The following is a 14,608-nucleotide window of genomic DNA, read 5'->3' on the forward strand; positions in this document are numbered from 1 at the left end:
GGAAAGTCTAATACTTAGTGTATAAATTCTGAGATCTATTTAATGAGTTTCATTTTTTCAGCGATTTTTTTTCCATTCTCGTCTGAATTTTCAAGATTGGAAATAATATTTTGAAAGTCTGCTTCCTTTCTGTTCTGAGAAAGTTTTTGCTTAATAAATATTTCGGTCGGAATTATTTTTATACCAAAAGCTCCTTTCATTTCCTTTTCTACAAACTCTCGACCCATCTTGTCTACAAACATTGGGCACTTCTGGAAAGTCTCATATTTTGAGGTTAACTTTTCAAGATGATTGTAAAGTTCTTCTTGATTCATTAGTTCTACCTTTCCGTAGATCTGAACTGCTTCATAATTCCAGGTTGAAACATTCACCTGCTCATACCAACTGCTGGAAATGTACGTGTGTGCCCCAAGGAAATCACACAGAACTTCATCGCCATCTTTTAAGGTCTTCGCTTGTGGATTAGCTCTGGAAAAGTGAGATTCAATATAAATATTTTCAGGATCATCTTCATTAAGCATCATCATTGCATGTGTTGCTCTGATCTTTTCGACTGAAGAAATAAGTAAAGCAAAAGAATTCTCTTTGATGATTTCTTTCATCAATTCATAATCTTCGCTTTTGTATAATTTAGGGATAAACATAAATTTTCTTATACTTTATTTTAATCACAAAATTTATAAACATATAAGTTTTTAGCAGATGAAATTTTGAAAATATGAAGTTCACATGAGAAGAAAATCACAGGTTTTCCAAATTTATGTGTTCTTTTATTCAGTTTACTTTTAACTTAAAACTTATGTGCTACAATCTTTTGTGCCTTTTGCGGTTAAAAAACTTAAACCTAGAATAATTCTCCGGGATTTCTAGGGATAGCAATATTTAAATGCTTGTATGCTTTGTCTGTAACTTCTCTTCCTCTTGGGGTACGAATGATGAATCCTTCCTGAATCAAGAATGGTTCATACACTTCCTCCAACGTTTCAGGATTTTCCGCGATGGATGTTGCCAAGGCTGAAATTCCAACAGGTTTCCCCTTGAAGTTTTCAATCATGACACGCATAATTTTATTATCCATTTCATCCAGTCCGAATTCGTCTACATTTAAAGAGTTTAAGGCGTATTTCGTAATATTAATTTCGATTTCACCATTCCCTTTTATTTCAGCAAAATCACGAACTCTTCTCAGTAAAGCATTGGCAATTCTGGGAGTACCACGGCTTCTTCTTGCAATTTCAAGAGCAGCATCTTCGTAGATTTTCACTCCTAAAACTCTTGAACTTCTGATAATGATCATCGATAAAAGCTCAATAGAGTAATATTCCAATCTGCTTTGAATACCGAATCTTGCTAACATTGGTTTTGTCAGCATTCCGCTTCGGGTTGTTGCACCTACTAATGTAAATGGATTCAGGCCAATTTGGACACTTCTCGCATTAGGACCGCTTTCCAGCATAATATCAATCTTATAATCCTCCATAGCAGAATATAAATATTCTTCTACAATAGGAGAAAGACGATGGATCTCATCAATAAAAAGGACATCATTTTCTTCAAGGTTAGTTAATAAACCGGCTAAACTTCCAGGTTTATCCAATACAGGACCTGAGGTTATTTTGCAGTTTACGCCCAATTCATTGGCGATAATATTGGCTAAAGTTGTTTTACCCAGACCTGGAGGGCCGTGTAATAGAACATGATCAAGAGCTCCGCCACGTTTTTTTGCAGCAGTAACAAAAACTTCAAGATTTTCCAAGGTTTTTCTCTGTCCGGCAAAATCGTTAAAGCTCTGGGGACGAATTTGTTCTTCCTGTATAAGCTCTTCGTGGGAGTAGTTTTCTTTATCTGGATGTAAAAAATCTGGCATTAATTCATTTCATTTACTTCAAAGATAGGGAATTTAGACTTAGGTTGAGGTAAAGCTTAAAGTAAAAAATGAAGCGTAAAAGATATTTTTTGAGTATTTTTGGTTGAAAATTTTAAACCTATTTTTAGGATAAGCAAATGAAATTAATAGGACCATTCAAACAAGTTGTAACACTTGCAAACCTTCCTTTAAGAGGAAAGTTGTCAGACGAACAAATAGAGATCATCATAGATGGCGGAATTTTAATTGACAATAATAAAATTCAAAAAATTGGAAATTTTGAAGAATTAAAAGCAGAAAATCAAAATATAGAGATCGAAAAAATAGAAGGTGAACAAATTGTTCTTCCTGCTTTTGTAGATTCTCACACGCATATTTGTTTTGGTGGAAATCGTGCGAATGATTTTGCGATGAGAAATGCAGGCAAAACCTATTTGGAAATTGCTGAAAGTGGTGGTGGAATCTGGAGTTCTGTTCAGCATACAAGAAGTGCTTCTGAAGAGGAATTACTAAAAACCTTATTAGAAAGAATTGATTTTTTGATTTCTTTGGGGATTACTACCATTGAAGTAAAAAGCGGATACGGACTGGATGTAGAAAACGAGCTGAAAATGCTTCGAATGATTAAAAAAGCACAAGCACAAACGAAAGCTACTTTGGTTCCGACTTGTCTTTCAGCGCATTTAAAGCCACGAGATTTTGAAGGAAGTAACCAAGAATACCTGAACTATATCATCACTGAAATTTTACCAAAAGTAAAAGAAGAAGATTTAGCCAAGCGAGTGGATATTTTTATTGAGAAATCTGCTTTTCAACCTGAGGAAAGTAAAGCTTTTTTACTTGAAACTAAAAAGCTAGGTTTTGAAATTACGGTACATGCAGATCAATTTACCGCTGGAAGTTCAAGAATTGCGGTGGAAGTTGGAGCAAAATCTGCAGATCATTTGGAAGCTACGATTGATGAAGATATTGAGTTTTTAGCAAAATCCGATACGGTTGCTACAGCATTGCCGGGCGCGAGTTTAGGATTGGGAGAAAAATTTACGCCTGCGAGAAAATTATTGGATGCAGGTGCGATATTAGCCATTGCGAGTGACTGGAATCCCGGTTCAGCGCCGATGGGGAATTTAATTACCCAAGCCTCCATCTTAGCCACTTTTGAAAAATTGACTACAGCTGAGGTTTTAGCGGGAATGACTTTCCGTTCAGCATTCGCACTTGGTTTGGACGACAGAGGGAAATTAGAAAAAGGTTTGAAAGCAGACTTTGTTACTTTTAAAACAAATAATTTCCAAAATGTTTTATACAATCAAGGGAGCTTAAAGGCTGAGCATATTTATATTGACGGACATAAGTTTTAAACCTCATGGTGACTTTGAGAGTCTAAGTCGCCAATCAATGTTGAAAATCACTTTAGGTGGCTTAGAATTTTGAAGCCACACTACTTTAAAAACATAATGGAATATGAACAATATTTGGCAAGGTAGATTTGACGGAGAAGAAGCTCTTTTCCACAGAGTTTTTCAGAGAGTAAAAGAAGAAAATAATTACGATACTATTTCAACTAATGATTTCGTTTTACATGGGTTTGCTGTGGAAGAGGGAGTTAGAAGAAACAAAGGGAGATTGGGTGCTAAAGATGCTCCGGATATTATCAGAAAAAATATGTCTAATTTTCCTGTAATTCTTCCTGACTTTACATTGCTTGATTTTGGGAATGTAACTTGTGAGGATGGGAATTTAGAAGAGACTCAAAATACGCTTGCTAAGAATATTTCAAAAGTTCTTTTGAAAGGTGGGAAATCACTTGTTTTTGGTGGAGGTCATGAAGTAACGTATGCCCATTATTTAGGAGTGAAAACGGCTTATCCGGAACAAAAGATAGGAATCATTAATATCGATGCTCATTTTGATAATAGACAACCTGAAAATGGTGTAGGGGCGAGCTCCGGAACCGGATTTTGGCAGATTGCTCAAGAAGGGGAGATCAATTCTTTACATATCGGAATTCAGAGAAATTCTAATACCCTTAAATTATTTGATACTGCCCATCAATACGGAATGAAATATATTCTGGCAGATGAATTGTTTTTTGAAAATCTTTCTTCCATTTATCAAAGAATCGATGAATTACTAAATGAAGTCGATTTTGCTTATCTCACTATTTGTATGGACATTTTTAATGCTTCTATTGCGCCGGGTGTTTCGGCAGCTGCTTATAATGGAATCTTTGCTGATGCTACGTTTATGCATTTTTACAGACATATTTTAAAAAATCCTAAATTGATTGCGTTGGATGTAGCAGAAGTTAATCCAAGCTATGATATTCAGGATAGAACGGCAAGATTAGCCTCTTGCTTGATGAATGAATGGTTTATGGTATAACAAAACTTATTGATTCAATAGAAAAAATCATTATTTTATTTAATATAAAGGAACAAATTTTGTTGCTTTCATCATGCTTTTAAAAGAAAAGCATTTATAAATTCATTATTTGAATTTAAATTGAGAATTACGTTATGGAACAATTAATTGAAAACAAGCTTATTAAAGCTGACTTGGCTTTTTCGAGTTGGAAAAAGATGTCGTTTGAGGAAAGACAAGTATTAATCAGAAAAGGTGCTGAAATTTTAAAGAATAATGCGGCAAAATTTGGAGCTATCATTACCACAGAAATGAATAAACCCATTTCACAATCTATTGCTGAGGTGGAGAAATGTGCGTTAATGATGAATTATTATGCTGATGCAGAAAATATTTTAAAAGTAGAAAAAATTGATTCTGAATTTACGTATTCTGAAGTTCATTATGTTCCAAAAGGGGTTATTTTAGGAGTAATGCCTTGGAATTTTCCTTTCTGGCAGGTATTGAGATTTGCTGTTCCTGCAATGTTGGCGGGAAATACAGTTGTTCTGAAACACGCCTCAATTTGTTTTGGAAGCGGTAATGCAATTGAAGAAGTATTATTAGAAGCAGGTTTTCCAGAAGGTGTTTTCCAAAATCTGGAAGTTGGCCATACAGAAGTAAGAGGAATTCTTGAGCATGAAATAGTAAAAGGAGTAAGTCTTACGGGTAGCGGGAAAGCTGGAGGTGAAGTGGCTTCCATAGCAGGTTTAAATATCAAAAAATCATTACTTGAATTAGGAGGAAGTGATGCCTTTATTATTTTTGATGATGCAGATTTGGACGAAGCTGTAAAATCAGGAGTAAAATCAAGACTCCAAAATTGTGGACAAACTTGTACTGCTGCAAAAAGATTTATTATTGATGAGAAAATAGAAGATGAGTTTCTTCCGAAATTTATCGAAGAATATAAAAAATACATTCCTGCAGATCCGATGGATAAGGAAACCATGATTGGCGGAATGGCAAGACCTGATTTAGCAGATGATCTGGAAAATCAATTTAAAAAAGCGTTAGAAAATGGTGCCGAGATCATTATTCCATTAGAAAGGATTTCGGATACTGAATTCAATCCTGGGTTAATAAGAGTACAAGAAGGTAATCCTATTCTTCAGGAAGAACTATTCGGACCATTAGGAATGATAATGATTGCTAAAACGGATGATGAGGCTTTGCAAATGGCCAATGATATTCCTTTCGGACTTTCTAATTCAGTTTGGACCAACAATAAAGAACGTCAATTATTTTTCATTGAAAACTTAGAATCAGGAACAGTAAATATCAACAGAATGACAAGTTCTGACCCTCGTTTTCCTTTTGGTGGAACAAAGTCTTCAGGATATGGAACTGAACTTTCTTTGCATGCTTTAAAGGAGTTTGTGACGGCTAAAACAATTGTTGGGAATTAATCTTTTAAATAATTACACTTCCCATATATAAAACAAAAAACTCTCGATATTCTCGAGAGTTTTTATTTTTGTATGATTGAGATTAAACCGTAGTCAATCTTAATGTATTCGTTTTACCACCTTCATAAGATGGAGTAGCGTTGATGTTGATTACGAAATCTCCAGTTTCAATATAACCGTGATTATGCGTCAACATGTTTACCTGAATAATAGTTTCATCCGTAGGTTTTTTCATATCGTAATAATAAGCACGAACTCCCCAAAGAAGGTTCAACATCGTGATTACTCTTTTGTTTCCACTGTAAACAATGATATGAGAGTTGGGTCTGTGTGCAGAAAGTTGGAAAGCTGTATATCCAGAATGCGTTAAAGTAACAATCGCTGAAACGTTTGTTGTTTTTGCAATTCTAACCGCTGCAAGACATACTCTGTTTGTGATGAATCTCTCATCAATACAGTTGTAGTCTTTTTCCATAGGCTCATTCTTGTGTTGATAGAAGCTAGTCTTCTCAATATTCAATACAATCTTAGCCATATTTTCAACCACCTGAATAGGATATCTACCTACAGAAGTTTCTCCTGAAAGCATTACTGCATCAGCACCGTCCAATACAGAGTTGGCAACGTCGTTTACCTCCGCTCTTGTTGGTGTTAAGCTGTTGATCATCGTCTCCATCATTTGAGTTGCGATAATAACCGGTTTAGAATAGAATCTTGCTTTTTCAACCAAATTTTTCTGAATGGCAGGAACTTCTTCCATTGGAACTTCTACTCCTAGATCTCCACGAGCAACCATCAAACCGTCACATTCTAATAGAATTTCGTCGATATTTTTTACCCCTTCAGGTTTTTCAATCTTCGCAATGATCGGTGTTTTGAATTTCCCGTTTGGATGCTTTTTAATAAGATCTTTTAGGTCGATAATATCTTGAGCATGACGAACGAATGATAAAGCAATCCAGTCAACCTCCATGTCTAGCATGAAATTAGCATCCTGAATATCCTTTTCCGTTAGTGCAGGAAGAGAAACGTTTGTATTAGGAAGGTTTACCCCTTTTTTAGAACTTAAAGGTCCCCCTTGAATTGTTTTTGCTTTTACGGTATCTATTTTGTTGGTTTCAATAACTTCCAACATAAGTTTACCATCATCAATAAGGATTTTTTCACCAACATTTACATCTTGAGGAAATTGCTGGTACGTCATATAAACGATAGTAGAATCTCCTTCAATCTTTTCATTGGTGAAAGTTAGAATATCTCCAGGATTAAGATAAGATCCCTCTTTTACAACGCCTACTCTTAGTTTCGGACCTTGTAAGTCTCCTAAGATACTTACAGAATATCCGTGTTCTTTATTTAGGTCTCTAATAGTATCAATATTAGTACGAACCAAGTCGTAATCTGCGTGTGAAAAATTTATTCTAAAAACGTCAACACCTGCTCTCATAAGTCCTAACATTACTTCTTTCGATGATGAAGCCGGCCCAAGTGTTGCGATAATTTTTGTCTTCTTTAAATGCTTATTCATAATACTGGATAATTTGATAAAGTTCTTCGTCAGAACTTAGTGTGTAATCTTGAATTGGAAAAACAAGATTTTCAGGGAGCAAAATTACGGAAAAATCAGTAAACTGTTCCGAACTATGCAGAATATATTCCACATCTACCTGATTATTTAATAAAAATTTAACATTCTGTTCTTCTGTGAAGAGCTCAGTTTGTGATTTTTTTTCTCTACTTTCGGATGATTTGTTGGAAATGAAAGTAAAACAAGTCTTTGTAAACTTGTGGTATGCCTCAAATCTTGAAAAATAATAATCATAATACGCACCATGAAAGATCCAATCTTTTTTTCTGGAAAAATTAAGGTCGTTAATCTGATTTATTTTGTAAAAAAACTCATGATCGGGTACATTTTTGGCTAATCTTACCAATCCTATGGCAATATCTTCAAATTCTGTATCGTCTAGATCATATAGTTTTTGAATTTCCAAGTATATTCTCTTTTTTGTTTAAAATATAAAATGCCCTCTGCGCTGCCTTTTCTTCTGCTTTTTTCTTGGAAGTTTCCGAAGCATTTGCAATTTTCTCGTCTCCAAGCCACACATGGCATCGGAACACGATTGCTTTATTTACTTGGGCTTCTTCGCAAGTTTCGTACTTTATATTCACTTTTTTCTTCTGGCTCCATTCGAGCAAAAGACCTTTGTAGCTTACAATTTTATTTTCAAGCTTATTGATTTCGGATGGCGTTAAAAGTCTTTCCAAGATGATTCTCTTACAAGTTTCATACTGAAAGTCTAGATAAACAGCACCGATTAATGCTTCAAATAAATTTCCGGAGATATTCTCACCTAACGCTACAGAGTTTTGTTTTAGTAATAGATCTGTAAGTTTTAAGTCTTCGCCTAATTTATTAAGATTTTTCCTATTAACAATCTTAGATTTCATTTGCGTTAAATATCCTTCATTAGCATGAGGATATGCTTGAAACAAATGACAAGAAATAATTGTACCCAAAACAGAATCTCCCAAAAATTCAAGCCTCTCGTAGTTACTGTCTTGATTTTTAGAAGAGCTTTTTAAAGAAAAAGCTTCACGGTAAAGGTCAACATTTTGCACCTCAGCACCAAGCACCTGATTCAGGTGAGTACTAAGAAATGAATCTCTTTCCGATAATTTTCTTTTTCTTTTTTTGAGAAGGAATTTAGAAAAGTATTTCTGTAACTCCATTCAGTAAATTTAGATTTTCGTAAATAGAACGCAAGCATTGTGCCCACCAAATCCAAAAGTATTACTCATGGCTACTTTTACATCTTTCTTCGCAGCTTCGTTAAATGTAAAATTAAGTCTGCTGTCGATCTTTTCATCATCAGTAAAATGGTTGATGGTAGGAGGAACAATACCATGAATAATAGTCCCCAATACAGCAATAGCTTCAATAACTCCGGCAGCACCCAGAAGGTGACCTGTCATTGATTTTGTAGAATTGATTTGAATGTTGTAAGCGTGCTCTCCCAATAATTTTGAAATTGCGCTAGATTCTGCAACGTCTCCTAATGGAGTAGATGTACCATGCATGTTGATATGATCTACTTCATCAGCAGTTAGCCCTGCATCTTCCAAGCAATTTTTCATTACTAAATAAGCTCCTAAACCTTCAGGATGTGGTGCCGTCATGTGATGTGCATCTGCACTCATACCGCCACCTTTTAATTCTGCATAAATTGTTGCTCCACGTTTTACCGCATGCTCATACTCTTCAAGAATAATTGTTCCTGCACCTTCACCTAATACAAAGCCATCTCTGTCTTTATCAAAAGGTCTTGAAGCTGTTTTAGGATCCTCGTTTCTTGTAGAAAGAGCCATCATTGCATTAAATCCACCAACGCCACTTGCTGTAACGGCTGCTTCAGAGCCTCCGCATACAATCACGTCTGCTTTTCCTAGTTGGATCAGCATTTTTGAATCAATAATGGCATTCGCAGATGAAGCACAAGCAGAAACAGTAGTATAATTTGGTCCGTGGAACCCATACTCAATAGAGATGTGTCCAGGAGTAATATCTGCGATCATCTTAGGAATAAAGAATGGGTTAAATCTAGGTATTTCTGTATTTGCCCATCCTAAAACTTCTGTTTCAAAAGTTTCTAAACCTCCGATCCCGGAACCCCAAATTACGCCGACTCTGTTTTTATCCACATTGTCTTCCATGATTCTAGAATGTGCAACTGCCTCTCTGGCAGCCACCATTCCAAGCTGAGTATTTCGGTCCATTTTCTTTGCTTCTTTCTTATCGAAATGTTGCAACGGATCAAAATCTTTCACCTCACAAGCGAATCTTGTTTTGAAGTTTTTGGCATCAAAAAGAGTAATCGGAGCAGCACCGCTCTCACCTTTAAGAAGATTTTCCCAGTATTCTTTTGCATTATTTCCAATCGGTGTTATTGCGCCAAAACCGGTTACAACTACTCTTTTTAATTCCATAAACTTTTTAAATTTTCTTTTTTGTTGAAGAGAATATTATTTATTTACTACTTCTTCGATATAAGCGATAGCGTGCCCTACAGTAGTAATTTTTTCAGCTTGATCATCAGGGATTTGAATGTTAAATTCTTTTTCAAATTCCATAATTAGTTCAACTGTATCCAATGAATCAGCTCCTAAATCGTTAGTGAAGCTAGCTTCAGGAGTTACTTCTGTTTCTTCAACGTCAAGCTTATCAGCGATGATAGCTTTTACTCTTGATGCAATGTCTGACATAGTAAATTATTTTTTTTAATTGTTAGATGCTGCAAATATATAAAATTCTTTACGATAAAACATTTTTTTAGTCTTTTTTGTGGGTAGACTATTCTTATTTTAAAGCTGGGAGATTTAGTCTTTTCGTTTTCAGGGGGTTATATTTTAATATTTTTCATGCTTAGATAATTAAATAAATAATATCCCCTATCTATCTGTGTAGATGGATTTAGTTTTTGGGCGAAAATGGTTTTTTTACGGTCGTAAAATCTTTTTTGATGGAAGTTTTATGTTGGTTTTTATTCTTGATAACACTTTTTTAAGGCAAAATATTTTTTTTCATGACTCTTTTGACAAAGTAAAGTTGAGCTTTTTAACAAAGTGAATGTGTTGTGATTTGATGGAAATTTGTATCAATATAAAATTCAATAAAAATGAAAAATGTTTGGTTTATTACAGGAAGTTCAAAGGGGTTGGGAAAAAGCCTTGTTGAAGAAGTATTATTAAAAGGAGATTATGTGGTTGCGACTGCCAGAAATCCTGAACAATTAAAAGAGTTATCAGAACAATATCCCAATCAGTTATTGGCTTTGCAGTTGGATGTACAGATCAAAGAGCAGATTTATTCTACAGTTGCAGAGGCAATCAACCATTTCGGAAGAATTGATGTCTTGGTAAATAATGCAGGTTTCGGAATTACAGGCGCTACTGAAGCATTTACGGATGAACAAGTGAGAAGTCAGCTGGAAGTTAATTTATTTGCTCCCATAGAAGTTACGAGAGCGGTATTGCCATATATGCGTAAACAACGTTCCGGACGTATTTTACAAATCAGTTCTATTGGTGGAAGGGTAGGAAATGCCGGACTTTCTATTTATCAGGCGGCGAAATTTGGACTTAGTGGTTTTTCAGAGTCTTTAAATAAAGAAGTTTCTCCTTTAGGAATTAAAGTAACTTCTGTTGAACCTGGAGGCTTTCGTACCGATTGGGCTGGCCCTTCGATGAGTTTTGCAAAAGATGTGGAAGGATATGAAGAGACGGTTGGAGGTATCAAACAATATTTAACATCAGGAAAGTTCCTTCCAATGGGTGATCCTGCAAAAGCGGCAAAGGTAATGGTTGATTTAGTAAATCATCCTAATCCGCCCGTTCATTTGGTTTTGGGAAGTGAGGCTGCTACTATTTTAAAAATGGCTGACGAGAATAGAAAAGAAGAATTTGAAAAATGGCTGGATGTTACTGTTTCTACAGATCATGACGAAGCCGTAAATGTTTTTAAGTCTGAATTTGGAAAACAATATTTAGCACATAAAGGGATTAAGCTAGAATAAGTAGGTACGAATGATGGGGTTGGGGATGAATTTCTGTAACCTCATCATTTGATTTTAATTATATTTGTATTACATGAAATCAACAAGAGAAAATCTGGAAAATATTGTTTATTCCTGCTACACCCAGCTCAGCAGGCAGGGCGAGCATTTTGTTTCCGATCATGTATTAAGTTACCAAATCGCTGGAGATCTGATTTTCAATGATGGAGTTAATGATTATTCAACTACCGATGGTTCGATACGGTTTTTAAGAAGAAATCAGTTGTTGAAATTCACAAAAATACCTCCTGCAAATGGTGATTTCAAGTCATTATCAATTCATCTTGATCAGCAAATACTAAAAGATTTCAGCTTGGAATACGGATTGACTTGCGAAAAGAAGCAGTGGAATCAACCCTTATTATTGATTCAGGAAAATAATTTGTTAAAAAGTTTTATGGATTCTTTATTGGTCTATCAATTGTCCGATCATTTTTCTGATCAACGTTTGGTAGAACTAAAGATAAAAGAATTGCTCATTTTGTTACTTCAATATGATCCGGAATTAAAAAACATTTTATTTGATTTTAATGAGCCCGGGAAAATGGATATTGAAGCTTTTATGAATAAAAATTATCACTTCAATGTGCATTTAGACCGTTTCGCTTATCTTACAGGAAGAAGCTTAGCGACTTTTAAACGCGATTTTGAAAAGGTTTTTAATTCCACCCCAGGAAAATGGTTGCTTCAAAAAAGACTTCAGGAGGCACATTATCTTTTGGAGAAAGGGAAAATGGCATCAGATATTTATATGGATCTTGGGTTTGAAGATCTTTCGCATTTTTCATTTGTATTTAAAAAGCAATACGGTTTGTCGCCGAGTAAAATAGTATCCTAAATTTCATCATCATTAAATGACGAAAATATAATTCCAAAGCATTTAGATTTTTTTTTTTGATTAGATAATTTTTGCGATAATTATCTTTTAAATAGATTCGTGAAAAACAGCTCGTTTTATGTTGAAATTAATATTTTCTACAAAATACATTAATAATAAAAATGTCCTCAAGTAAATGAATGGTGTGGTTGGTTTGACTGATATTATCGCTTGTTGGATTATTTTTAATCATTAAATGAATAATAGAGTGCTGGTTTAATTATCGTATATTGATAAAAATGTCTATTAATACTTTATAAAATAAGTTGTAAACATTCATAATTTTAAAAATAATATAAAATGAAAAATGTTTACTTAGGCGGAAACAATGAGCATATTGATTTTTCCACAAAGCCTATTAGTATTGCATATTTAATCTTGGTACACCGTTTGCCAGATCAGTTCAAAAGACTTTTTACCGCGATTTACGAACCTTCCAATTTCTACCTTATTCATATTGATAAAAAAGCAAGCCTTGAAATCGGTGAAGAAGTCACTGTTTTTCTGGAAAAATACTCGAATGTGCATATTCTTAAAAGTGAAAATGTAATCTGGGGCGGATATAGTATGGTTCAAGCCGAATTGGATGGAATGCAATATCTCCTAAACATGAACGCAAAATGGGATTATTTCATTAATCTTAGTGGACAAGATTATCCTTTAAAATCGCAAAAGATCATCAATGATTTTTTATCTAAAAATAAGGGAAAGAGTTATATGAAATTTGATGATCAGGAAAAAAGCAGACCTGAAACCATGAATAGAATCGAGAATTATTTTGAAGAATCTGAAGATCGTATTTCTGATAAGACTCACAAGAGAGGATTTATGAAAGATGTGATTCCTTATATTGGTGGACAATGGATGATCCTCACAAGAAATTGTTGCGAATTTATCTGTAATAGTATGGAGGTGAAAAAGTTTGAAGATTATTACCTAAATACCTTGATTGCCGATGAATCTTTTTTTCAGACAGTGTTAATGAATACTTCGTTTAATGGAGTGTTGGTCAATGATGATAAAAGAGCCATTATCTGGATTCCTGATGGCGATATCAAATTACGTCCCAAAACATTCACTGGAACTGATTTAGATTTTCTACAGAAAGGAGATCATCTCTTCGCTCGAAAGTTTGATGATCATGTAGACGATGAGATAATTAACAGTATCGAAAGTCAGTATAATGAACCATTTAAAGCCTTAGTTAAAGTAACTGATTTGAAAAGTATTAGCAAAAGTTTTAATCACTTGAATTAATAAGGAAGTATAATAAAGAACTATTTTTAATATAAGCTTTGATCAGTTTTGATCAGGGCTTTTTTGTTGGAAGGATATAGGGGATAAAAAAGGCTGTAAAATAGTTGGAATTAATTCTTTACAGATACTTAAGAATGTCTAAATGCTTGTATGAATATTGAGTTTTATTTAAATTTTGAACAATCGTATAGATTGTATAGTGAAAACTCAATCAGCATTAATAAATATTGTAAATTTTTCACAAAACTTTGATTTTTTGTTTTTTTTTCACATTGTGGTGTATTAAAAAAAATAATATATTTGAAACCTAAATGTAAAATACTCATTAGTCAATGTATAAAGCAATCTTTCTTTTTTTATGTATTTCATTAATGTCCGAAGCTCAAAATAAACGTTTTGTATACGAGTATAATTTTGCACAAGATTCCACCCACATTGAAATCAAGACAAAAGAATTGTTGAATCTGGATATTGGAAAAGAAGGTTCAAAGTTTTATGCTTCTGAAATTTTAGAACAAGATTCTTTAGTAAGAATCAAAGAAAAGCCAATGGGAAAATATCCTTATCAGGGAATAAAATTTTTAGATGTAGTTATAAAAAAAGACCCAAGTTTTGAGATGAACTTTTATACTAGTTGTCTTATTTACTATAATGCAAGCTTAAAGAAGAAGTTAGAATGGCAAATTCTTCCTGAAAAAGAGAAAATTTTAGGTTACTCTGCTCAAAAAGCAACTACAATATTGTACAAAAGAAAATGGACGGTGTGGTTTACTACTGAAATTCCGATACAAGACGGACTATACTTATTTCAAGGTTTACCTGGTTTGATCATAAAAGCAGAAGATGAGAAAAAAAGTATCTCATTTAATCTGATTGGAATAAAATCGTTAAATCATTTTGATATAAATGTAGTTCCTTATTTCTTTAGATTTAAAACAGTGCAGATTAATGAAAATGAATTTAAAACAGTCATAAAAAATTATTTTGATAAACCTTCACGACAGTTGAGTGATGCAGGTAATGATAATCAAGTTTTTTATCTTGAGGGAAAAGAAGTTTCAAGTTCCGAGTTTTATAGAGCAATGGAACAAAATAATAAAAATGCTTTAAAGAAAAATAATAATTTATTAAGATACGATATTATTAAATAGGAGGAACCCGAAAATCCTTTTAGAGTAGGGAA

At 33.9% G+C, this 14,608-nt stretch carries 14 protein-coding genes; 7 read left to right on the forward strand and 7 right to left on the reverse strand.

The window, feature by feature from the left end; translation table 11 throughout:
• Nucleotides 1-35 precede the first annotated feature (35 nt).
• Complete coding sequence (locus AMQ68_RS15540; protein WP_054511545.1) at nt 36-644, reverse strand: FMN-binding negative transcriptional regulator; 609 nt, start codon at nt 642-644, stop codon at nt 36-38.
• 200 nt (nt 645-844) lie between these two features.
• On the reverse strand, nt 845-1,867 hold the full coding sequence (gene ruvB / locus AMQ68_RS15545; RefSeq protein WP_054511546.1) for a Holliday junction branch migration DNA helicase RuvB: 1,023 nt from the start codon (nt 1,865-1,867) through the stop codon (nt 845-847).
• A gap of 137 nt (nt 1,868-2,004) precedes the next feature.
• On the opposite strand from ruvB, the gene hutI reads away from it, so the two are divergent.
• The 3 genes from hutI (at nt 2,005) to AMQ68_RS15560 (ending at nt 5,679) form a co-directional block, all read left to right on the forward strand.
• Nucleotides 2,005-3,228, forward strand: coding sequence for an imidazolonepropionase (gene hutI / locus AMQ68_RS15550; RefSeq protein ID WP_054511547.1), 1,224 nt, complete (start codon nt 2,005-2,007; stop codon nt 3,226-3,228).
• Between the two features lie 103 nt (nt 3,229-3,331).
• Nucleotides 3,332-4,252 (forward strand): formimidoylglutamase, encoded by a 921-nt coding sequence (gene hutG, locus AMQ68_RS15555; RefSeq protein WP_054511548.1) that lies wholly within the window; start codon nt 3,332-3,334, stop codon nt 4,250-4,252.
• A 134-nt stretch (nt 4,253-4,386) separates the two neighbouring features.
• On the forward strand, nt 4,387-5,679 hold the full coding sequence (locus tag AMQ68_RS15560) for an aldehyde dehydrogenase family protein (protein ID WP_054511549.1): 1,293 nt from the start codon (nt 4,387-4,389) through the stop codon (nt 5,677-5,679).
• Nucleotides 5,680-5,761: 82 nt separating this feature from the next.
• Here AMQ68_RS15560 and pyk read toward each other — a convergent pair whose 3' ends face one another.
• Genes pyk through AMQ68_RS15585 form a run of 5 tightly spaced genes read right to left on the reverse strand, consistent with a single transcriptional unit; the run spans nt 5,762 to nt 9,942 of the window.
• Entirely contained in the window at nt 5,762-7,207 is a 1,446-nt protein-coding gene (gene pyk / locus AMQ68_RS15565) for a pyruvate kinase (RefSeq protein WP_054511550.1), read from the reverse strand.
• On the reverse strand, nt 7,200-7,673 hold the full coding sequence (locus AMQ68_RS15570; protein WP_054511551.1) for an IPExxxVDY family protein: 474 nt from the start codon (nt 7,671-7,673) through the stop codon (nt 7,200-7,202). Before AMQ68_RS15570 ends, pyk begins: the two co-directional genes overlap by 8 nt.
• On the reverse strand, nt 7,651-8,412 hold the full coding sequence (gene rnc, locus AMQ68_RS15575) for a ribonuclease III (protein ID WP_054511552.1): 762 nt from the start codon (nt 8,410-8,412) through the stop codon (nt 7,651-7,653). Before rnc ends, AMQ68_RS15570 begins: the two co-directional genes overlap by 23 nt.
• A gap of 9 nt (nt 8,413-8,421) precedes the next feature.
• A complete protein-coding gene (fabF, locus tag AMQ68_RS15580; protein WP_054511553.1) occupies nt 8,422-9,666 on the reverse strand; it encodes a beta-ketoacyl-ACP synthase II in 1,245 nt (414 codons plus the stop codon).
• A gap of 36 nt (nt 9,667-9,702) precedes the next feature.
• On the reverse strand, nt 9,703-9,942 hold the full coding sequence (locus AMQ68_RS15585; protein WP_002976354.1) for an acyl carrier protein: 240 nt from the start codon (nt 9,940-9,942) through the stop codon (nt 9,703-9,705).
• A gap of 413 nt (nt 9,943-10,355) precedes the next feature.
• On the opposite strand from AMQ68_RS15585, the gene AMQ68_RS15590 reads away from it, so the two are divergent.
• The 4 genes from AMQ68_RS15590 (at nt 10,356) to AMQ68_RS15605 (ending at nt 14,576) form a co-directional block, all read left to right on the forward strand.
• Nucleotides 10,356-11,252 (forward strand): oxidoreductase, encoded by an 897-nt coding sequence (locus AMQ68_RS15590; RefSeq protein WP_054511554.1) that lies wholly within the window; start codon nt 10,356-10,358, stop codon nt 11,250-11,252.
• A 73-nt stretch (nt 11,253-11,325) separates the two neighbouring features.
• Nucleotides 11,326-12,129 carry an AraC family transcriptional regulator gene (locus AMQ68_RS15595; RefSeq protein ID WP_054511555.1) on the forward strand — a complete coding sequence of 268 codons (804 nt, stop codon included), beginning with the start codon at nt 11,326-11,328 and terminating at the stop codon, nt 12,127-12,129.
• A 339-nt stretch (nt 12,130-12,468) separates the two neighbouring features.
• Nucleotides 12,469-13,425, forward strand: coding sequence for a beta-1,6-N-acetylglucosaminyltransferase (locus tag AMQ68_RS15600; RefSeq protein WP_071254863.1), 957 nt, complete (start codon nt 12,469-12,471; stop codon nt 13,423-13,425).
• Nucleotides 13,426-13,757: 332 nt separating this feature from the next.
• The gene (locus AMQ68_RS15605; protein WP_054511556.1) at nt 13,758-14,576 is read left to right on the forward strand and encodes a GLPGLI family protein; all 819 of its coding nucleotides are present in this window, start codon (nt 13,758-13,760) and stop codon (nt 14,574-14,576) included.
• The last annotated feature ends 32 nt before the right edge of the window (nt 14,577-14,608 follow it).

The sequence above is a fragment of the Chryseobacterium sp. ERMR1:04 genome (assembly GCF_001297705.1).
GTDB lineage: Bacteria > Bacteroidota > Bacteroidia > Flavobacteriales > Weeksellaceae > Chryseobacterium.

Bases quoted from the DNA above. Each gene is read 5' to 3' on its own strand.
- AMQ68_RS15540 (WP_054511545.1), bottom strand. From the start codon at position 644: ATGTTTATCCCTAAATTATACAAAAGCGAAGATTATGAATTGATGAAA.
- ruvB (WP_054511546.1), bottom strand. From the start codon at position 1,867: ATGCCAGATTTTTTACATCCAGATAAAGAAAACTACTCCCACGAAGAG.
- hutI (WP_054511547.1), top strand. From the start codon at position 2,005: ATGAAATTAATAGGACCATTCAAACAAGTTGTAACACTTGCAAACCTT.
- hutG (WP_054511548.1), top strand. From the start codon at position 3,332: ATGAACAATATTTGGCAAGGTAGATTTGACGGAGAAGAAGCTCTTTTC.
- AMQ68_RS15560 (WP_054511549.1), top strand. From the start codon at position 4,387: ATGGAACAATTAATTGAAAACAAGCTTATTAAAGCTGACTTGGCTTTT.
- pyk (WP_054511550.1), bottom strand. From the start codon at position 7,207: ATGAATAAGCATTTAAAGAAGACAAAAATTATCGCAACACTTGGGCCG.
- rnc (WP_054511552.1), bottom strand. From the start codon at position 8,412: ATGGAGTTACAGAAATACTTTTCTAAATTCCTTCTCAAAAAAAGAAAA.
- fabF (WP_054511553.1), bottom strand. From the start codon at position 9,666: ATGGAATTAAAAAGAGTAGTTGTAACCGGTTTTGGCGCAATAACACCG.
- AMQ68_RS15585 (WP_002976354.1), bottom strand. From the start codon at position 9,942: ATGTCAGACATTGCATCAAGAGTAAAAGCTATCATCGCTGATAAGCTT.
- AMQ68_RS15590 (WP_054511554.1), top strand. From the start codon at position 10,356: ATGAAAAATGTTTGGTTTATTACAGGAAGTTCAAAGGGGTTGGGAAAA.
- AMQ68_RS15595 (WP_054511555.1), top strand. From the start codon at position 11,326: ATGAAATCAACAAGAGAAAATCTGGAAAATATTGTTTATTCCTGCTAC.
- AMQ68_RS15600 (WP_071254863.1), top strand. From the start codon at position 12,469: ATGAAAAATGTTTACTTAGGCGGAAACAATGAGCATATTGATTTTTCC.
- AMQ68_RS15605 (WP_054511556.1), top strand. From the start codon at position 13,758: ATGTATAAAGCAATCTTTCTTTTTTTATGTATTTCATTAATGTCCGAA.